General features: G+C 37.2%; 20 protein-coding genes and 1 pseudogene. 20 read left to right on the top strand and 1 reads right to left on the bottom strand.

The window, feature by feature from the left end; translation table 11 throughout:
• Window positions 1-58 precede the first annotated feature (58 nt).
• The 15 genes and pseudogenes from H9636_RS04070 to H9636_RS04000 all read left to right on the top strand — a co-directional run bounded on the left by H9636_RS04070 (window position 59) and on the right by H9636_RS04000 (window position 14,185).
• Window positions 59-934 (top strand): YicC/YloC family endoribonuclease, encoded by an 876-nt coding sequence (locus tag H9636_RS04070; protein ID WP_191706354.1) that lies wholly within the window; start codon window positions 59-61, stop codon window positions 932-934.
• Between the two features lie 183 nt (window positions 935-1,117).
• The gene (gmk, locus tag H9636_RS04065) at window positions 1,118-1,735 is read left to right on the top strand and encodes a guanylate kinase (protein WP_191706353.1); all 618 of its coding nucleotides are present in this window, start codon (window positions 1,118-1,120) and stop codon (window positions 1,733-1,735) included.
• 3 nt (window positions 1,736-1,738) lie between these two features.
• Window positions 1,739-1,963, top strand: coding sequence for a DNA-directed RNA polymerase subunit omega (rpoZ, locus tag H9636_RS04060; protein WP_191706352.1), 225 nt, complete (start codon window positions 1,739-1,741; stop codon window positions 1,961-1,963).
• A gap of 155 nt (window positions 1,964-2,118) precedes the next feature.
• Window positions 2,119-2,664, top strand: a pseudogene (gene coaBC / locus H9636_RS04055) (bifunctional phosphopantothenoylcysteine decarboxylase/phosphopantothenate--cysteine ligase CoaBC); the annotation flags it as partial.
• Window positions 2,665-2,669: 5 nt separating this feature from the next.
• Window positions 2,670-5,084: a primosomal protein N' gene (gene priA, locus H9636_RS04050; RefSeq protein ID WP_191706350.1), complete on the top strand. Its 2,415-nt coding sequence runs from the start codon at window positions 2,670-2,672 to the stop codon at window positions 5,082-5,084.
• 59 nt (window positions 5,085-5,143) lie between these two features.
• Window positions 5,144-5,635 carry a peptide deformylase gene (def, locus tag H9636_RS04045; RefSeq protein ID WP_191706349.1) on the top strand — a complete coding sequence of 164 codons (492 nt, stop codon included), beginning with the start codon at window positions 5,144-5,146 and terminating at the stop codon, window positions 5,633-5,635.
• 2 nt (window positions 5,636-5,637) lie between these two features.
• Window positions 5,638-6,579 (top strand): methionyl-tRNA formyltransferase, encoded by a 942-nt coding sequence (fmt, locus tag H9636_RS04040; protein ID WP_191706348.1) that lies wholly within the window; start codon window positions 5,638-5,640, stop codon window positions 6,577-6,579.
• Window positions 6,576-7,931 carry a 16S rRNA (cytosine(967)-C(5))-methyltransferase RsmB gene (gene rsmB, locus H9636_RS04035; RefSeq protein ID WP_191706347.1) on the top strand — a complete coding sequence of 452 codons (1,356 nt, stop codon included), beginning with the start codon at window positions 6,576-6,578 and terminating at the stop codon, window positions 7,929-7,931. The genes fmt and rsmB overlap by 4 nt, the downstream gene beginning before the upstream one ends.
• A 33-nt stretch (window positions 7,932-7,964) precedes the next feature.
• Window positions 7,965-9,104 (top strand): 23S rRNA (adenine(2503)-C(2))-methyltransferase RlmN, encoded by a 1,140-nt coding sequence (rlmN, locus tag H9636_RS04030; protein ID WP_191706346.1) that lies wholly within the window; start codon window positions 7,965-7,967, stop codon window positions 9,102-9,104.
• Between the two features lie 13 nt (window positions 9,105-9,117).
• A complete protein-coding gene (locus H9636_RS04025) occupies window positions 9,118-9,867 on the top strand; it encodes a Stp1/IreP family PP2C-type Ser/Thr phosphatase (RefSeq protein WP_191706345.1) in 750 nt (249 codons plus the stop codon).
• Window positions 9,868-9,869: 2 nt separating this feature from the next.
• Window positions 9,870-11,855 (top strand): Stk1 family PASTA domain-containing Ser/Thr kinase, encoded by a 1,986-nt coding sequence (pknB, locus tag H9636_RS04020; RefSeq protein WP_191706344.1) that lies wholly within the window; start codon window positions 9,870-9,872, stop codon window positions 11,853-11,855.
• A gap of 11 nt (window positions 11,856-11,866) precedes the next feature.
• Window positions 11,867-12,748 carry a ribosome small subunit-dependent GTPase A gene (rsgA, locus tag H9636_RS04015; protein ID WP_191706343.1) on the top strand — a complete coding sequence of 294 codons (882 nt, stop codon included), beginning with the start codon at window positions 11,867-11,869 and terminating at the stop codon, window positions 12,746-12,748.
• A 2-nt stretch (window positions 12,749-12,750) separates the two neighbouring features.
• Entirely contained in the window at window positions 12,751-13,416 is a 666-nt protein-coding gene (rpe, locus tag H9636_RS04010) for a ribulose-phosphate 3-epimerase (RefSeq protein WP_191706342.1), read from the top strand.
• Window position 13,417: 1 nt separating this feature from the next.
• The gene (locus H9636_RS04005; RefSeq protein WP_191706417.1) at window positions 13,418-14,068 is read left to right on the top strand and encodes a thiamine diphosphokinase; all 651 of its coding nucleotides are present in this window, start codon (window positions 13,418-13,420) and stop codon (window positions 14,066-14,068) included.
• A gap of 15 nt (window positions 14,069-14,083) precedes the next feature.
• The gene (locus H9636_RS04000) at window positions 14,084-14,185 is read left to right on the top strand and encodes a stage V sporulation protein SpoVM (protein ID WP_122970316.1); all 102 of its coding nucleotides are present in this window, start codon (window positions 14,084-14,086) and stop codon (window positions 14,183-14,185) included.
• A gap of 203 nt (window positions 14,186-14,388) precedes the next feature.
• Here the strand turns inward: H9636_RS04000 and rpmB are convergent, their stop codons facing one another.
• Window positions 14,389-14,577 carry a 50S ribosomal protein L28 gene (rpmB, locus tag H9636_RS03995; RefSeq protein ID WP_036202868.1) on the bottom strand — a complete coding sequence of 63 codons (189 nt, stop codon included), beginning with the start codon at window positions 14,575-14,577 and terminating at the stop codon, window positions 14,389-14,391.
• Between the two features lie 326 nt (window positions 14,578-14,903).
• On the opposite strand from rpmB, the gene H9636_RS03990 reads away from it, so the two are divergent.
• The 5 genes from H9636_RS03990 (at window position 14,904) to recG (ending at window position 20,744) form a co-directional block, all read left to right on the top strand.
• Window positions 14,904-15,266 carry an Asp23/Gls24 family envelope stress response protein gene (locus tag H9636_RS03990; RefSeq protein ID WP_122970317.1) on the top strand — a complete coding sequence of 121 codons (363 nt, stop codon included), beginning with the start codon at window positions 14,904-14,906 and terminating at the stop codon, window positions 15,264-15,266.
• An 18-nt stretch (window positions 15,267-15,284) separates the two neighbouring features.
• Window positions 15,285-16,937: a DAK2 domain-containing protein gene (locus H9636_RS03985; protein WP_191706341.1), complete on the top strand. Its 1,653-nt coding sequence runs from the start codon at window positions 15,285-15,287 to the stop codon at window positions 16,935-16,937.
• 200 nt (window positions 16,938-17,137) lie between these two features.
• Window positions 17,138-17,800 (top strand): L-serine ammonia-lyase, iron-sulfur-dependent subunit beta, encoded by a 663-nt coding sequence (gene sdaAB / locus H9636_RS03980; protein WP_191706340.1) that lies wholly within the window; start codon window positions 17,138-17,140, stop codon window positions 17,798-17,800.
• A 12-nt stretch (window positions 17,801-17,812) separates the two neighbouring features.
• Entirely contained in the window at window positions 17,813-18,706 is an 894-nt protein-coding gene (sdaAA, locus tag H9636_RS03975; RefSeq protein ID WP_191706339.1) for an L-serine ammonia-lyase, iron-sulfur-dependent, subunit alpha, read from the top strand.
• Window positions 18,699-20,744: an ATP-dependent DNA helicase RecG gene (recG, locus tag H9636_RS03970; protein ID WP_191706338.1), complete on the top strand. Its 2,046-nt coding sequence runs from the start codon at window positions 18,699-18,701 to the stop codon at window positions 20,742-20,744. Before sdaAA ends, recG begins: the two co-directional genes overlap by 8 nt.
• The last annotated feature ends 3 nt before the right edge of the window (window positions 20,745-20,747 follow it).

Genomic DNA, 20,747 nt, shown 5'->3' with positions numbered 1-20,747 from the left:
ATAAAGATTCAGAATGTGTTATACTAAAAATAGTATGCAAAGAAAGGTGTGACGAACCTTGGTGCGTAGTATGACTGGTTTTGGCAGAGGTGTCACAACTACGAATAACTATCAACTAACTGTTGAAGTTCGTTCAGTAAATCATCGTTTTTTAGAAGTTTATACAAAATTCCCTAAAGATTGGCTAGAAGCGGAATTAGCTGCTAAAAAACTAATCTCTCAATATGTTCAGCGGGGAAAATTAGATGTTGTTGTAAATTTAAAATCCCTTGGTAACGATGCATTATCTATTCAAATTAATTGGCCATTAATCGAAGCGTATAAAAAGGCAAAGGAGCAGCTGAGTTCAGTTGTCCCCTTTGATGAAAAATGGTCTATGCAAGAGCTGCTTTCACTAGATAACGCACTAACGTATGAAAAGCAGGAATTGACGCCGGAAGAAATTAAAGAGGCTATTGAAAGTGCAGTGAAAGAAGCTACTGAAAAATTAGTGGAAATGCGTGAACAAGAAGGTTATCAGTTAAAAAATGCTTTATTGTGCTATAATACTCAATTAAAAGAACATATTCAGCATATTCGTGAATTATCCGGGGACTCGGTCAATAAATATCGAGCGAAATTAAACGAACGGATATTGGAAGTTGTTCAATTAGAAAGTATAGAAGAACGCTTACTTGCTGAAGTCGCTATTTTCGCAGAAAAAGTAGATATTGCTGAGGAGCTAGATCGCCTCGAGAGTCATTTTAAACAATTAGAAGGAACTCTTGAAGAACCAAATTCCATTGGTCGTAAATTAGATTTTTTAATGCAAGAAATGCATCGTGAAATCAATACAATCGGCTCGAAAAATCAAAATGCTGATATTTCAATTGAAGTTGTTCAAGCGAAAACAATTTTAGAAAAAATGCGAGAACAAGTACAAAATATTGAATAATTAGTTTATGCTGTTATATGGAATTTCTATAAGATAGCGTTTTTGACTTATTGAAGTTTGTGAATGGAGTGGGAGTTGCCATCAGAAAATTCGATTGCTCTCGTCATTTCTATTTGTTTCTAAATAAAGGAACAATCATAAAATAAATGTAATAGTAGTTTAGCAAGGGAGAAGTTGAGAACAATGAGAAAAGAACGAGGCTTATTAATTGTTCTATCGGGCCCATCTGGTGTCGGTAAAGGGACAGTACGTAAAGAACTTTTTTCAAAGGCCGGCACAAATTATGAATATTCGATATCTATGACAACTCGTTCTCCACGTGAAGGAGAAGTTGATGGTGTGGATTACTTTTTTAAAACTAGAGAAGAGTTTGAAACACTTATTGAAGAAGGCGGTTTATTAGAGCACGCTGAGTTTGTCGGTAACTACTATGGGACTCCGCTTGCTTATGTAAATGAAACATTGGATGCAGGTCGGGATGTATTTTTAGAAATAGAAGTTCAAGGGGCAGCTCAAATACGTGAAAAAGCTCCTGAAGCGCTATTTATATTTTTAGCACCCCCAAGTATTACCGAGTTGCAGAATCGTTTAATTGGACGCGGGACTGAAACAGAGGAAATTATTAAAAAAAGAATTGAAACTGCACGGGAAGAGCTTGAAATGATGAGTTTATATGATTACGTTGTAGAAAATGATGAAATTCAGAATGCATGTGATAAAATAAATGCAATCATTGTTGCGGAACATTGTCGTCGTGACCGTGTTGAAAAAAGATATTTGTCTATGTTGAGAGGAGAATAATTTATGTTGTATCCATCTGTTGATGCTTTAAAAAGTAAAATCGATTCAAAATATTCTTTAGTTAGTCTTGCATCCAAACGAGCTCGTCAAATGCAAGAACAAGGTGATGAGCAATTGGCATCATACGTTTCCTATAAACCAGTAGGGAAAGCATTAGAAGAAGTTGCAGCTGGTCTTTTAAAGAAAGAGAAGCAAGATGCTTCCACAGTTTACGAGGACGAAATTTAACAGAAAGCTTACGAAAAGAAGCATCTGTTTCTTTAAGTCGTTTTCATTGAAGTTCTAAATGGTTTTTTGGTTATAATTAGTTGAAGATATGACGATCAATTAGCTCCCGGAGAATTATTCTTTGGGAGCTTATCATTTGAAAGGATGAGTGAGTCATGCAAAAAAATATTTTACTATGTGTATCAGGTGGTATTGCAGTTTATAAAGCAGTAGCCCTTGTAAGTAAACTAACACAGGCGAATTTTAATGTAAAAGTCATCATGACAGAATCAGCTCGTAAATTTGTCAATCCATTAAGTTTTCAAGTAATGTCTAAAAACGACGTTTATTACGATACATTTGATGAAAAAGATTCGAAAGTTATTGCTCATATTGATTTAGCAGATTGGGCTGATTTAATTTTAGTTGCACCTGCAACAGCTAATGTCATCGGAAAACTGGCAAATGGCATTGCTGACGATATGGTCACAACGACTTTGCTTGCAGCGACTTGTCCAGTTTGGCTTGCTCCTGCCATGAATGTACATATGTATGATCATCCTGCTGTAAAACGAAATATTGCTCAATTAGCAGAAGACGGTTGTTCATTTATCGAACCGTCAGAAGGTTTTCTAGCATGTGGTTATGTTGGAAAGGGTCGTTTAGAAGAACCGGAAAAAATTACACAAATTGTGGTCGACTTTTTTAAAGGGGAATCGAAAGAGGGATGATAACTGTTGCAGAGGTAATCGTTGACGTCGCAGCTTATCCAGTCGATCGCCCCTTCGATTATTTAGTACCTACAGAAATGACAAATATTATTGAATGTGGTTGTCGCGTAAAAGTACCATTTGGACCACGGAATGTACTTGGATTTGTCGTAGCGTTAAAAAACGATACTGAAGTCCCTTTAGAAAAAATCAAGCCCGTAACTCAAATTCTTGATATTGAACCTGTTTTAACTAGAGAAATGTTACAATTGGCAAAATGGTTAAAGCATGAAACGATTTGTTACGAAATTGATGCTTTACAAGTCATGTTACCTTCTGCTTTACGAGCAAAATATGAAAAATTCGTTACATTACAAACGAATATTGAAAATCTACCGGATTCATTAAAAGAATGGTTTCAGAAATCAGAACGAGTAAATTTAAAACAATTTGAAAAAAATAATTTACTTCCTGATATCAAGAGGGCATTAAATGCGAAGATGGTCACTTTGGAAAACGTTGTCGGCCAAAAAGGAAAAGTAAAAGAAGTAAGAAAAGTTCAAATCTGTCCAGAACGAGAAAAATTAAACGAAATTGTTAACAACATTTCGAACCGGGCTAAAAAACAAAAACTCCTTGTAGAATGGATGGCGAACCATGTAGGAGAGATAGTGGATCCCGATATTATTTATCAAGAATTAAATACATCTTCCCAAGTATTACAAGCAGTTATTGAATTAGGTGCTGCTTCTTTTATTCAACAGGAAGTTTATCGTGATCCTTTTACAAAAGAAGTGAAAAAAACGGACTTTTTAAATTTAACGGAGGAACAGTCTACTGCGCTTCATAAAATAACTGATGCAATGAACCGTAAACAATCTGAAACCTTTTTATTGCATGGCATTACTGGCAGTGGGAAAACGGAAGTATATTTACAGGCTATTGCTAAATGTTTAGAAGAAGGAAAAGAAGCGATTGTACTTGTTCCGGAAATTTCTTTAACACCTCAAATGACTGAGCGATTTCGCTCTCGTTTCGGGGAATTAGTTGCAGTTATGCACAGTGGATTATCCGTTGGAGAAAAATATGACGAGTGGAGAAAGGTACACCAAGGGAAAGTGAAAGTTGTCGTTGGGGCTCGTTCTGCTATATTTGTTCCTTTTGAAAATGTAGGCATTATTATTTTAGATGAAGAGCATGAGTCTAGTTACAAACAAGAAGATTCACCAAGGTACCATGCAAGGGATGTCGCCATTTGGCGCAGTAAGTATCATACATGTCCGGTCATATTAGGTAGTGCCACGCCATCTTTAGAATCCTTTGCCCGTTCAAAGAAAAATGTTTATACGTTATTAACGTTAAAGGAACGGGCTTTAAAACAGTCGTTACCAACTGTTCAAGTAGTGGATATGCGGGAAGAATTAAAAAAGGGAAATCGTTCGATGTTTTCCCAACAATTATTAGAATCCATTCGTGTACGATTAGAGAAAAAAGAACAAATCGTTTTATTTCTAAACCGAAGAGGATACTCTGCATTTGTGCTTTGTAGAGATTGTGGGACGGTCCTTCAATGTGAAAACTGTGACATTTCACTAACTTATCATCGCAGTAATGAAAAATGCAAATGTCATTATTGTGGTTATGAAATACATGTCCCAAAAACTTGTCCCCAATGTCAAAGTGATCATATCCGATTTTTTGGAACAGGAACACAAAAGGTGGAAGAAGAAATTGCAAAATTTTTCCCTGAAGCTCGAGTGTTACGAATGGATGTGGATACAACAAAAACAAAGGGGTCCCATGAACAGTTATTACAAGCCTTTGGTGATGGAGAGGCAGATATTTTATTAGGAACACAAATGATTGCAAAAGGACTAGATTTCCCAAATATCACTTTAGTTGGTGTACTAAGTGCTGATACATCCCTTCATTTACCAGATTTCCGAGCTGCGGAAAAGACATTCCAACTATTAACGCAAGTAAGTGGACGAGCTGGTCGCCACCGTAAACCGGGAGAAGTAGTCATTCAAACTTATACACCTGAACATTATGCCATAGAGTTAGCGAAAACCCAGGAGTATGAACCGTTTTATGAACGAGAAATGCATATGCGCCATCAAGCTGGATATCCACCATACTATTATTTAGCTTTAATTCAAGTATCACATGAGGATGTCATGATGGCGGCAGAATATGCAGGAAAAGCTGCTGATTGGTTACGTTCAAAACTGTCCTTTCAAATTTCCATTATTGGACCGACTACCGCTGGGATCAGTCGTCTCCAAAATAGATATCGCTATCAATGTTTGATAAAATACAAAATAGAACCGAATCTGATCCCAACATTATTACAACTTATAAAGTTATACCGTTCGGATTGGATTAAAAAGGGGATTATTCTCACCGTTGATTTAGATCCAACGATGATTTAAAACATCATTTTAGGCAGAAATGTTTTGCTGCTGAAAGAAGTGTAGAAAGAGGTAAAAGAATGGCAATTAAAGAAGTTGTAAAACATCCTGCAAAGGTACTAACAGAAAAGTGTAAAGAAGTAACAGTAATTAACGAAGAAATTATTACACTTCTTGATGATTTATACGACACAATGGTGGAATATGATGGTGTTGGAATAGCGGCACCTCAAATTAATGTCCCATTACGTGTTGCAATAGTCGAATTAGGCGAAGAACGGGATATTTTAGAAATGATTAATCCAACGATTTTAGAAACTTCTGGTTCAGAAGTTGATATAGAAGGGTGTTTAAGTTTCCCAAACCTTTATGGTGAAGTTGAAAGACCTACTTATGTGAAAATTGAAGCTTGTGATCGTGAAGGAAGAGTATACGAATTGGAAGCTGGTGGTTTTGATGCCCGTGCTATCTTACATGAAATTGACCATTTAGATGGTGTTTTATTCGATTCAAAGCTAATCCGTGTTGTAACAGAGGAAGAATTAGCTGAAATGTACGGTGAGGAGGAGTAACGATGACTTCAGTTGTATTTATGGGGACACCTTCTTTTTCAGTACCTATATTGCGAATGATTCACGAGGAAGGATATGACGTTTTAGCCGTCGTCACCCAACCTGATCGCCCGGTTGGACGAAAAAAGGTATTAACACCTCCTCCTGTAAAAGAAGAAGCACTACGCTTAGGTTTACCTGTGATCCAACCGGAAAAATTACGTGGCTCTCAAGAATTGGAACAAATATTATCGTTAAATCCTGATATTGTTATCACTGCTGCTTTTGGCCAAATTTTGCCAAAGGCATTACTTGATGCGCCCCGTTTTGGTTGTATTAATGTCCACGCTTCACTACTGCCGAAATATCGTGGTGGAGCACCAATTCATCAAGCGATAATAGATGGGGAAGAAAAAACGGGTGTTACAATCATGTATATGGCGGAGAAATTAGATGCGGGCGATATTATTTCTCAAGCAGAAATTGCAATTGAAGATGCTGATAACACAGGTATAATGTTTGATAAATTAAGCATTGTTGGAAGGGATCTTTTAAAAGTTACGTTACCTCTTATTATTGAAGGGAAAAACGAGAGAATTCCACAAGATGAAGAAAAAGTAACTTTTGCCCATAATATTTCAAGGGAGCAAGAAAAAATTCAATGGTCCAATAGTGCAAGAACGGTCTTTAACCAAGTTCGTGGATTAACACCTTGGCCAACTGCCTATACAACTTTCCAAGGGGAAAATGTGAAAATTTGGTCCGTTCAAGAAGGAGATACTTTAACAAAAGACACACCGGGTAAAGTTGTGAAAATAAACAAAGATAGTTTTGAGGTCGCTTGTGGAGATGGGAAAACAGTAATCGTTTTAGAGCTACAACCAGCGGGAAAAAAACGTATGACAGCGCAAGATTATTTGCGCGGGACTGGGTCAAAACTTGTGATAGGGGACCAATTTGAATGACAAAAAAGAAAGTGCCAATTTGGAACGGTAATGTTCGAGATGCCGCATTAGCCATCCTATTAGCGGTTGATAAAGATCAAGCATACAGTAATTTATTACTTAATCAAACAATTAATAAATATCAAATTGAAGCAAAAGATCGTGCGCTTCTAACGGAATTGACTTACGGTACTTTACAGCATAAATATACATTAGATTATTATTTAGAGCCTTTTATCCGTGGGAAAATTGACCTTTGGGTAAATTGGCTTCTTCGCCTTTCCTTATATCAGATTGTTTACTTAGACCGAGTACCGGATCATGCGGTAGTCAATGAATCTGTGGAAATTGCAAAACGTAGAGGTCATAAAGGAGTCGCATCTTTAGTAAATGGCATCCTTCGCTCAATTTTACGCCAAGGAGTTCGTTCAACAGAGGAAATTAAGGATCCAATTTATCGATTAGCTATCGAAACGAGCCATCCAAAATGGTTAGTCGAACGTTTTATTGATTCCTATGGACTTGAACTTACAATGGAAATGTTGCAAGAAAATAATGTTCCACCTATTCCAACAGTCCGAGTAAACACAACCAAAACTACCGTTCAAGAAGTACTTTCGTTGTTGGAGCAAGAAGGTATCTCTGCAAAACAAAGTAATGTGATGCCTGAATGTATCCATTTCTTAACTGGTCAACCATCTCGAACAAAGGCATTTAAAGAAGGCTACATTACAATTCAAGATGAAAGCTCCATGATGCCGGCAAAAGTGCTAAACCCAAAACGGGGTTGGCGTGTTCTTGATATGTGTGCAGCTCCGGGTGGGAAAACAACTCATATGGCTGAAATTATGGCCAATGACGGTTCCATTTTAGCAACGGATTTACATCCCCATAAATTAGATTTAATCGATGAAACGAGTGCCCGCTTAGGACTAGATATAATCCAAACAGCACCGGTGGATGGACGAAAGGCTGCGGAATTATTGCAAGCTGAATCTTTTGATGCAGTTCTAGTTGATGCCCCTTGCTCAGGATTAGGTGTCATGAGACGAAAACCGGATATTAAATATACAAAGCGAGAAGAAGATTTATCTCGTCTTCATACGATTCAGCTTGAACTATTAAACAATGCTGTAAAAGTCCTTAAAAAGGGCGGACGTCTAGTTTATAGTACCTGTACCGTTAATAAGGAAGAAAATGAAGATACTGTTTCTGCATTTTTAGCTGCCCATCCAGAAATGGAATCCGTTCAAATGGATAATTTACCGAAGGAACTTTTAAATCGCAGTCAAAGTGGAATGCTACAAGTATTCCCGCAAGATTTCGGAAGCGATGGTTTCTTTGTAGCAACTTTTAGAAAAAAGCAAGATTAGTTTAGAAATAAAAAAGGAGAATCCTATACACTAATGGATCAAAATAAATTTAATGAACGTATTCAAGACCTTGTACAAGAGGCTGAACAAAAGCCTGTCCGCCGTGTGAAAAAAGAAAAACCCCAACTAAAAGAATCCATTTATTCTTTAAGAATAGACGAATTGCAAGATTGGTTAAAAGAAAACGGGGAAAAACCTTTCCGAGCAGGTCAAATTTACGAATGGTTATATGATAAACGAGTAAAAACGTTCGACGAAATGTCGAACCTTTCAAAATCTCTTCGCGAAAAATTAAAAGAAAACTTTGCCTTAACTACACTATCAACTATCATTAAACAAGAATCAAAAGACGGTACGATTAAGTTTTTATTCCAACTTCAAGATGGCTATTCCATTGAAACTGTATTAATGCGCCATGATTATGGAAATTCTGTTTGTGTAACAACACAAGTTGGCTGTCGTATCGGTTGTACATTTTGTGCATCAACACTTGGCGGTTTAAAGCGTCACTTGCTAGCAGGTGAAATTGTGGAGCAAGTTGTAAAAGTACAAAAAGAATTAGATGAAGCAGGGGAACGGGTGTCCCATATCGTCATCATGGGAATTGGAGAACCGTTTGATAACTATGATGCGATGATGAACTTCTTAAAAGTCATTAATAATGATAAAGGTTTAAATATCGGCGCTCGACATATTACCGTTTCGACATCAGGAATTGTACCGAAAATTTACAAATTTGCAGATGAAGAACTACAAATTAATTTCGCAGTTTCTTTACACGCACCAAACCAAGAAGCACGACAAAAATTAATGCCAATTGCTCGTGCCTATAAACTTGATGAACTTTTAGAGGCGGTTCGTTATTATACGAAGAAAACTGGTCGCCGAGTAAGTTTTGAGTATGGTTTAATGTCAGGTGAAAATGACTCTGTTGAAGTAGCGGAAGAATTAGCGGATTTAATTAAAGGGATTAAATGTCATGTTAATTTAATTCCAATTAACTATGTACCAGAACGTGATTATGTAAGAACTTCACGTAGCAGTATATTTGCCTTTGAAAAAACTTTGAAGAAACGTGGAATTAACGTAACGATTCGTCGTGAACAAGGTGCTGATATTGCAGCTGCATGCGGTCAGTTACGTGCGCAAGAACGCCAAGATGAAATAAAGTAGGTGGGTGACTACTGTGAAGTATACAGTCGAGAGTGATATTGGACGAAAACGAATGGTAAATGAAGATCGGGTTGCTTTTTTAGAGCTTCCCGATTCCTTTAAACTTGCGATATTAGCTGATGGTATGGGTGGACATAATGCTGGGGATGTTGCCAGTGAAATGGCCATTGAGGAAATGAAAACCCATTTTCTTAATTTAAATGTGACGCAATTAAACACGACCGAAGCAAAGAAACAATGGATGTTAGATGTGATTAAAGCGATCAATGGAAAAATCTATCATCACTCTTTAGTGAACGAAGGTTGCCAAGGAATGGGGACAACTTTAATCGCTGTTCTCATTGATGGTAATCAATGTTTAGTAGGCCATATCGGGGACAGTAGAGTGTATTATTTTACTTCAGACAATGTATCACTCGTTACAAGAGATCATTCTTACGTTAATCTACTAGTTGAAAATGGCGAGATTAGTGAAGAAGAAGCAGAAAACCATCCGCAAAAAAACTTTATCGTAAAATCCCTTGGAACTGAATCGACAATTGAACCTGATTTTTACGAACTAAGCCTATATCAACCGTCCTATTTATTAATTTGTTCTGACGGTTTAAGTAATAAAATTTCAACTGATGAAATGGCTGCTATCCTTACTTTACCCCTTTCAATTGAAGATAAAGGAAAAAAACTAGTACAGTTAGCAAACGATTCAGGTGGAGAAGATAACATATCGGTCATTTTATTATCAATGAGCGATGAGGAGGTGTAACCATGCTGAAGGGAAAAAGAATTAATGACCGTTATAAAATCCTAGAGCTAATCGGCGGCGGTGGTATGTCGAATGTTTATTTAGCTCATGATATGATTTTAAACCGTGATGTTGCTGTCAAAGTTTTACGTTATGATGCGTCTAATGAAGAGGAGTTTCATCGGCGTTTTCAAAGAGAAGCATTATCGGCTACAAGTTTGACTCATCCGAATATCGTAAGCATTTACGATGTTGGAGAAGATCAAGATATGCACTACATTGTCATGGAATATATAAAAGGCAAAACATTAAAACAATACATAAACGAGTTTTCGCCTTTATCACCAGCTCGCAGTGTTCAAATTATGAAACAATTAACTTCTGCCATTGCCCATGCCCATGAAAATCAAATTATTCATCGTGATATTAAACCGCAAAATATTTTAGTGGATAGTGAAGGGAATGTGAAAGTAACAGATTTCGGAATAGCAACTTCTTTAAGTGCTACAAGTTATACGAAAACCAATTCTGTTATTGGAACAGTCCATTATTTATCTCCTGAACAAGCGCGGGGTGGAACAGCGACGAATCAATCGGATATTTATGCGTTGGGAATTGTGTTGTATGAGTTATTAACGGGTGAATTACCGTTCTCTGGTGAATCGGCAGTATCTATTGCTTTAAAACATTTACAAACGGAGACGCCATCCGTTAGAGCTTTAGATGCATCCATTCCTCAAAGTTTGGAAAATGTTATTTTAAAAGCAACAGCGAAAAATCCTTTACACCGTTATACTTCTGTAGAAGAGATGGAGGAGGACTTACAAACGGTATTATCACCAGATCGTTTGGGGGAAAAGAAATTTCAACCACCAGTTGATGATGATGAAACAAAAGCAATTCCAATCATTAAAGATTCATTACCAATTAGCGATATTGCGAATACAAAGGTGAACGCTCAAAAAACGGAAAAAGTAGAGCGGGTAAAGCCAGAAAAAGGCCAAAAGGAGAAGCCCGTAAAAGATAAGAAGAAGAATAAGAAAAAGAATCGGCGAAAAATGGTAGCGATAATTGTTGCGATTATAGCCATTATTATTCTTGGTTCCGTTTTAGCCTTTAATTTATTAAGTCCGAAGAAAATAGATATTCCGGATGTAACAAATATGGAAGTTGAAGAAGCAATTGAAATGCTTGAAAATGAAGGCTTCGTCATTGGTGAACAAAGAGAGGCCCATTCCGACGAAATAGAAGAGGGATTTGTTATTAAAACGAATCCAAAAGCAGGGTTAAGCCGTCTAGAAGGTACAGAAATCGATTTAATTGTTAGTTTAGGAACTGAAAAAATTGAAGTAGATGATTATGTAGGGAAACAAATTAACCAAGTTTCTTCAATTTTGGAGAATAGCGATTATCAAGATGTTGATATTGAAGAAGTCTATTCCGATGAGCCAGAGGGTACGATCGTTGAACAACAACCGTCTGCCGGAGAAGAAGTTGTACCTAGTGAAACAACAATTATCTTAAAAGTTAGTCAAGGTAAAAATGTCATAAAGGTTTCAGATTTAAGTGGGTATGATGAAGCGGAATTAAAGGAGTATGAAAATAGCTCAGGCTTTAATGTCGAAATAGAAGGTGAAGAAAACTCTGATACGGTTCCTGCCGGTGAGGTTATTTCCCAAGATCCAAAGGCAAATTCAAGTTTAGAAGTAGGCGGAACAATTGAAGTGGTTATTTCCAAAGGTCCTGCTGAAAAACAAGTAAAAATGTATTATAAAGATATTGTAATTCCTTACGAACCGTTTCAATTAGGTGAAATACAATCTGTTCGAATTTTCATTCAAGACAAAACCCATTCGATGGTAGAGCCGGTGGAAGAATTTACGATAACGGAAGATACGAATTATCGAATTCAACTAGAAATTGCTGAGGGAGAAACAGCTGCGTATCGTATTGAACGTGATTCCAAAAATATTGCAGAAGATTCAATTCCCTATGATAGAGCAGAGTAAGGAGTGAAAAAATGGCTGAAGGCCAAATCCGTAAAGCATTAAGTGGTTATTATTATGTTTACCAAAATGGAGAGTTAATTCAATGTCGAGGGCGCGGTGTATTCCGAAACAGAGGGGAATCACCGCTTGTCGGCGACTTTGTTGATTACACGCAAGAAGGGGATTCGGATGGCTACATTATGAAAATCCATCCGAGAATGAACGAATTAGTAAGGCCGCCTATTGCGAACATTGATCAAGCGATTTTAGTATTTTCAGTAAAAGAACCAGATTTTAATACAATTTTGTTGGATCGTTTTTTAGTTGTACTCGAATCCTTCCATGTAAAACCGATTATTTGTTTAACAAAAATGGATTTATTGAAAGAAGAAGAACGGGTAAAGTTAACACGCTATATCGATGATTATAAACTTATTGGATATGAAATAATCGAAACATATAAAAATGACAAAACATTACTGGAACGTTTGCAGCCAGTTTTAGAAGGAAAAACCTCTGTATTAGCAGGTCAATCTGGAGTAGGTAAATCCACTTTGTTGAATACGTTACTACCACATTTGGAATTACAGACAAGTGATATTTCCCATAGCCTTGGAAGGGGAAAACATACAACCCGTCATGTAGAGTTAATTGAAGTGTGCGGTGGTTTGCTAGCAGATACACCTGGCTTTAGTTCTTTTGATTTCGATACAATAGAAAAAGAAGAATTAACTTCCTGTTTCCCTGAATTCGAACGTCTAAGTGAAGGATGTAAATTTAGAGGCTGCTTACATATAAAAGAGCCGAAATGTGCTGTAAAGACAGCATTAGAAAAGGATCAAATTCCTACCTATCGTTATGAACATTATCAACAATTTTTACAAGAAATACTTGATCGAAAGCCGAGGTACTAATGATGATTAAAATTGCACCATCCATTCTTGCAGCCGATTTTGCAAAATTAGGACAAGAAGTAAAAGATGTAGAACAAGCAGGAGCTGAACTGATTCATATTGATGTGATGGATGGACATTTTGTTCCGAATATCACAATGGGCCCAATAGTAGTGGAAGCTTTACGTCCAATTACCAAATTACCTCTTGACGTTCATTTAATGATTGAAAATCCAGATAGTTATATCGAACAGTTTGCAAAAGCGGGTGCTGATTATATTTCTGTACATGTGGAAGCATGTAGACATTTACATCGAACGATTCAATTAATTCGTTCCTTTAATGTAAAACCTGGCGTTGTATTAAATCCCCATACACCAATTGAATCGATACAACATATTTTGGAGGATATTGATTTCGTACTATTTATGACAGTAAATCCTGGTTTTGGCGGTCAAAAATTTATTTCTTCGGTCGTTCCGAAAATCGAGGCATTATCAAAAATGATTAAAGAACGCGGTTTAAATATTGAAATTGAAGTTGATGGTGGAATTACTTCAGAAACGGTTGTACCATGCGCTAAAGCAGGAGCTACGATGATTGTGGCAGGTTCTGCAATTTTTAACAAAGAAAATCGCACGAAAGCTTTACAAGATATTAAAGTAGCCGGTGAGGCTGTTGTTCGATAGTATGACAACCGTTGTAATTTGTTCCAGTGGACCGAAAAGGGAATTATGTTCATTTGAACCTTTTCAAAAACAGGATGTTATCTTTATCGGTGCCGACAGGGGCTCTCTCTATTTGATTGAAGAAGGAATAATGCCAACGGAAATTGTCGGTGATTTTGATTCCTTATCGGAAGAGGAATGGATAAAAGTGTCCAATCTCGTTAAAAACGTTGAAAAAGTACAAGCCGAAAAGGACGAAACGGACACGGATTTAGCTTTGTTAAAGGCATTGGAATATAATCCGTCAGAAATCTATTTAACGGGTGTAACCGGTGGACGATTAGATCATTTTGAGGCAGCCATCCGTTCAATGTATCGCTTTCAAATGTTAAATCGTAAAACAAAAATAAAAATTATAAACTCTCATAACGAAATTTGCATACTATTGCCTGGCAAACATACTATATTACGAGATGAAAAGTATCGATATATTTCATTTTTTGCTTATGAAAATGAAGTAGAAAATGTGACATTACGTGGTGTAAAATACGAGACTACAAATGAAACAATTGAAATTGGCACATCTCGCTTTACTAGTAATGAATTGATTTCTGAGCTTGGGTATATCTCTTTTTCATCAGGCATATGTTTAATGATAAGAAGCAGTGATTAAAAAGGAGGCCAGCGTTTGAGAGTTTATACATTTCAATTGCCAAAAATTGTTAGTAGCCTTACACGTAGTTGCATTAATTTATTTACAGGCGGCGGGAAGAAGAAGAAAAAGGAATAATTTCTATTTCATTATTGATTTGATTTTTCAAAACGCCTATAAATTAAAACAAATGCTTTCGGGAAAACTTTCACCAAAAAAGAACTGTCCTCTAAAATTGATAGGGCAGTTCTTTTTTAATATAGTTTTAAATTGTAGTACATAAAAAAACACCGACTTTTACATATGCTGTAAAAATCGATGTTTTCAATGATGGAAGTTGATTATACGCGTTCAACTTTACCAGATTTTAGAGCACGAGCAGATACCCATACACGTTTTGGTTTACCGTTCACTAAAATACGAACTTTTTGTAAGTTTGCACCCCAAGTACGTTTGTTAGCGTTCATAGCGTGTGAACGGTTGTTGCCTGAACGAGTTTTACGACCAGTTACTACACATTGTTTAGGCATGTATATTCCCTCCTTACAGATGAATCTGAAAGATTGTTTTTCAGTTCTTTATTTCACATACTATAATAATTTAACATAGACAACAAATCGTTGCAACCTATTTCACATAACCTTTCAAGAAAAAATCCTTTACAGTTCGAAAAAAGTCGGTGAAAATGGAAATGCTAAAGATAAAGCTCTATGATAGTATACATAAAGTATATCGGAATAGTAGTCAAATCGTCTGATTCCAGTAATTAAGTAGACGGATACTAACGTTTTCTTTTATAATGAATTTTTGTGTAGTACAATATAGATTAGTCAAAAAGAGCCAAGGGGGCAAATTTATGTCAGTAGAAATTAATAATGATTTCGGACAAATTGATATTTCAAATGATGTAATTGCACAAATAGCTGGTGGAGCTGCAATTGAATGCTATGGTATTGTTGGGATGGCATCAAAACACCAAATTCGAGATGGTTTAACAGATATTTTACGAAAAGAAAACTTTACTAAAGGTGTTATTATCCGTCAAGAAGGACAAGACCTTCATATTGACATGTATATTATAGTTAGTTATGGAACGAAAATTTCTGAAGTAGCCTATCAAGTTCAATCAAAAGTAAAATACACAGTAAATAAAACATTAGGTATGAGCGTTAAATCAGTTAACATTTTTGTTCAAGGCGTTCGTGTTATGAATGTGTAAGAGGAGGATTTAAATCGGATGAAGTCACTAGACGGAATCAAATTTGCCGAAATGGTGCAGATGGGTGCCCATCACCTATCACAAAATGCAAGTTATGTTGACTCTTTAAATGTTTTCCCAGTTCCCGATGGAGATACTGGTACGAATATGAATTTGTCCATGACATCTGGTGCAAAGGAAACAGAGATCAATGCACAAAACCATATTGGGAAAACTGCCCAAAGCTTATCAAAAGGATTATTAATGGGTGCCCGTGGTAATTCAGGGGTTATTTTGTCCCAATTATTCCGTGGATTTGGAAAAGCAATTGAAAAAGATGACCAAATCGATGCTTATCGTTTAGCAAATGCCTTTCAAGCGGGTGTTGATACAGCCTATAAAGCTGTTATGAAACCTGTAGAAGGCACAATTTTAACTGTTGCACGTGAAGCTGCTGCTAAAGCGGTGCAAGTTGCAGAAACGGAAACGGATATTATTAAAGTGATGGAAGCGCTAGTCGCTGAAGGAAAAAAATCACTGGATCGTACTCCAGATTTACTTCCGGTTTTAAAAGAAGTTGGTGTAGTAGATAGTGGTGGCCAAGGATTACTTTTCGTTTATGAAGGCTTCCTTGCGTCTTTAAAAGGTGAAGCGCTTCCAGAACGGAACGATGCATCCCTTGATGATTTAATCAGTGCTGAACATCATCGGGCACAAGATTTTATGAGTACGGAAGATATCGTTTTTGGCTATTGTACAGAAATTATGGTTCGATTAGAAAAAGATAAAGAACCGTTTGATGAAATGAAATTCCGTGAAGAGTTAAATGTCATGGGAGATTCCTTACTTGTTGTTTCTGACGACGAAATTGCAAAGGTACATATTCACTCTGAAACACCGGGAGCTGTACTCTCGGCAGGGCAGAAATATGGTAGCTTAATCAAAATTAAAGTAGACAACATGCGTGAGCAGCATTCTGCTATTGTCAATGACCATTCCGAGTCAGCAACGGTTCCACAAAAGAAAAAAGAAAAACACCCATATGCGGTTGTAACGATTGCGATGGGTGAAGGAATTGCAAATCTTTTACGCAGTATCGGTGCTTCGTATGTTATTGAAGGCGGTCAAACGATGAATCCTTCAACGGAAGATATCGTTAAAGCAGTAAAAGAAATTGAGGCAGAACGTGTACTAATTTTACCGAATAACAAAAATATATTAATGGCTGCGGAGCAAGCAGTAGAATTATTAGAAATCGAAGCTGCTGTTGTGCCGACGAAAACAATTCCACAAGGTATGGCTGCCATTTTAGCCTTTAATCCAGAAGCTTCAGTGGAAGAAAATAAAGAAGGCATGACAGAAGCATTTTCCCATGTGAAAACGGGCCAAGTTACGTTTGCGGTACGTGATACTTCCATCGATGGAGTAGATATTCGCAAAGATGATTATATGGCTTTAGCAGAAGGGAAAATCATTTTATCAACGCCTAAAATGTTAGAGGCTGCTAAAAAGGTTGTTTCTGAATTAGTTGATGAAGATTCAGAAATTATTACAATCTTATACGGAGAAGATGCAACTCAAGAGCAAGCAAATGAGCTTTCAAGCTTTATCGAAAGTCATTATCCAGATGCCGAAGTTGAAATCGTTGAAGGTAAGCAATCCCTTTATCCGTTTATTTTATCAATCGAATAATCAATCCTGATAGCCTTCTCATAAATTAAAGGGAAGGCTATATTTTTTAGAATGGAAATTTTTCTATGTAACAATTTTTTGAAAACTATTTATTTTGAATGTCATAGAATGTTCATGATAAACTAGGCTTAAACGAAAAGACATTATCGAAATAATTTTCTATTAGAAGTAATAGAATAATTGTTTAAGGGGGAGATAGGTTGAAATTCACATCTGTATTTGACATCATAGGACCGGTTATGATTGGCCCTTCATCTTCTCATACAGCTGGTGCAGCACGCATCGGGCGAGTGGCGAGAGATTTATTTGGTCGAAAACCTAAATGGGCAAAAATCCATCTTTATGGATCCTTTGCAGAAACGTTTAAAGGACACGGTACCGATGTAGCGATTGTTGGGGGATTGCTTGATTTTGATACTTTTGATGAACGGATTAAAACGTCCTTTGAACTTGCAAAAGAAGAAGGATTAGAATTTGAAATTATTCCAGAAACGGCTAATAAAGAGCATCCGAATACGGCTCGCATTGTTTTAGGGGATGAAATTGATGAGTTGTCCGTTGAGGGAATTTCAATCGGTGGCGGAAAAATTGAAATCAGCGAAGTGAACGGATTTAAATTACGTTTAACAGGTGGGATGCCTGCTTTACTCGTTGTTCATGATGACCGTGCCGGCTGTATTGCAAACGTTGCCAATTGTTTGGCAATGCATCATGTCAATATCGGCCATATGGAAGTATCCCGTATTGAGCGGGGCTTAACAGCATTAATGGTCATCGAAGTGGATCAAAATATTGATGATCGTATTATACAACAAATTTCAATGATACCGAACATTACGAAAGTATCTAAAATTAACAATTAAGGAGTGAGCTAGATGGACGTATTATTTCGAAACGTACGAGAATTGGTTGAACTTGCGGATAAAGAAAATAAGCTCATCTCTGAAATCATGATTGAACAAGAAATCAACATGAGTGGACGTTCAAGGGAAGCCATTTTTGAACAAATGGATAAAAACTTAGTTGTAATGGAACAGGCAGTTGAACGGGGACTTAATGGTGTTCAATCGGTGTCGGGCTTAACAGGCGGAGACGCGGTTCTGTTACAAAAATATATATCTTCCGGTAAAAGTTTATCTGGAGACTTATTGTTAGATGCGGTAAGTAAAGCAGTTGCGACAAATGAAGTGAATGCGGCGATGGGAACAATTTGTGCAACACCTACTGCTGGTTCTGCTGGCGTTGTACCAGGAACTCTATTTGCTGTAAAAAACAAATTAAATCCGAGCAGGGAACAAATGATTCGATTTTTATTTACTTCCGGTGCTTTTGGTTTCGTCGTTGCAAATAATGCTTTTATTTCCGGTGCAGCTGGCGGATGCCAAGCTGAAGTAGGTTCAGCTGCAGGTATGGCAGCTGCTGCCATTGTTGAAATGGCGGGGGGTACACCAGCTCAAAGTGCAGAAGCTTTTGCCATTACGTTAAAAAACATGCTTGGATTAGTTTGTGACCCTGTTGCAGGACTCGTTGAAGTACCATGTGTAAAACGAAATGCAATGGGTGCTGCGAATGCAATGGTTGCTGCTGATATGGCATTGGCAGGTATCACTAGTCGAATTCCTTGTGATGAAGTAATTGGAGCAATGTTTAGAATCGGTCAATCCATGCATCCAAGCTTAAAAGAAACTGCACGCGGAGGTTTAGCTGCAACACCAACTGGCCAGGCACTTGCTGCGAAAATTTTTGGGAGCGCGGTAAAAGTTGACTAGTATTACTGATCCGGTTACAGCTTTAAAAGGAATTGGAAAAGAAACGGCCGATCATCTAGGTGATATGGGAATTTATTCAATTGAAGATTTAATATGGACTTTTCCGTATCGGCATGAAGATTATCGTTTAAAGGATTTGGCTACAACACCCCATAATGAGAAAGTGACGATTGAAGCAAGGGTAGAAAGCGTCCCCTCCGTTCTTTATCTAGGGAAAAATAAATCGAGAATTCAAGTAACCGTTTTAGCAGGAAGACATCTTGTAAAAGTTGTTTTCTTTAATCAAAATTATTTAAAAACAAAATTAACACCAGGCACCATCGTAACAGTATCAGGGAAATGGGATAGAGGTAGACAGGTCATAAATGGTTCTTCTATTAAGTTTGGCCCGAAAACCGATAATGTTGACTTTGAACCTGTATATAGCTTAAAGGGATCCATTCACCAAAATAAGTTCCGCAAAATGATGCGCCAAGCATTAGATGTAATTGGTGATGAAATGAGTGAAACACTTCCGAAGCATCTTTTGGAGCAATATCAATTGCTCCCGATTTTAGATGCTTTGGAAGGTGTTCATTTCCCAAAAGATGCAAACCAGGCAAAACAGGCTAGAAGACGTTTTGTTTATGAGGAACTGTTACATTTCCAATTACGTATTCAATCATTGCGTAAAACAAGGAAAGAAAATGAAAAGGGAATTGCTATTGCCTATGACTTACAAAAAGTTCGTGAGTTTATTCAGACGATACCATTTGAACTGACAAACGCTCAAAAAAGAGTCGTAAATGAAATTTGTAAAGATTTAAAAGAACCTCATCGTATGAATCGTTTGTTACAAGGGGATGTTGGTTCTGGTAAGACGATTGTTGCAGCTATTTGTCTTTATGCTGCCGTTACAGCTGGATATCAAGGTGCTTTAATGGCGCCGACGGAAATTTTAGCTGAGCAACATGCTGATTCTCTGCAATCCTTGTTTGAACCAATTGGGGTGAAAATTGCACTACTTTCAGGTTCAACGAAAACGAAAGAAAGAAGGCTCCTATTAGAACAATTACATAATGGGGAAATTGATATTTTAATAGGGACCCATGCATTAATTCAACCAGATGTTGTTTTTTCTAATCTTGGTTTTGTTATAACGGATGAGCAACATCGGTTCGGAGTTGAACAGCGTAGAATTTTACGAGATAAAGGGGTAAACCCAGACGTGTTGTTTATGACTGCAACGCCCATTCCGAGAACGTTAGCTATTACTGCCTTTGGTGAAATGGACGTCTCCATCATTGATGAATTACCAGCTGGGCGTAAAGAAATTGAAACCCACTGGTTGAAGAAAGAGCAATTAAACGCGGTCATTTCAAAAATGGAACTAGAAATAAGACAAGGTAGACAAGCCTATGTCATATGTCCCCTTATTGAAGAATCCGAGAAATTGGACGTTCAAAATGCCGTGGAAGTATATGAACAACTGGCAACGATTTTTAATGGGCGATATACTGTCGGTTTGATGCACGGTAGACTTCATGCGGAAGAAAAAGATGAAGTAATGCGAGCATTTACTGAAGGGAAAATTGATGTACTTGTTTCGACAACTGTTGTGGAAGTAGGGGTAAATGTTCCCAATGCCACTTTTATGGCAATATATGATGCGGACCGATTTGGATTGTCACAGCTTCATCAGTTACGTGGTCGTGTTGGACGGGGGCAACATCAATCCTATTGTATTTTACTTGCGGATCCGAAGACCGATGAAGGAAAAGAACGAATGATGTCCATGACCCAAACAAACGATGGATTTAAGCTTGCTGAAAAAGACTTAGAACTTCGAGGGCCAGGAGACTTCTTTGGAAAAAAACAAAGTGGCTTGCCAGATTTTAAGATGGCCGATTTAGTTCATGATTATCGAACGCTAGAAGTAGCGAGACAGGATGCTGCAAAACTGATTTATGATGAGCAGTTTTGGCAAGAAGATGAATATCGCTATTTACGAGAAATGCTAGAAGAGTCTGGTGTCTTAACTGGAGAACGAATTGACTAAATA

The organism is Ureibacillus galli, assembly GCF_014836845.1.
GTDB classification, from domain to species: Bacteria; Bacillota; Bacilli; order Bacillales_A; family Planococcaceae; genus Ureibacillus; species Ureibacillus galli.
The sequence above is the reverse complement of the archived record's forward strand: the minus strand, read 5'-3'. Positions and strand labels throughout refer to the sequence as shown.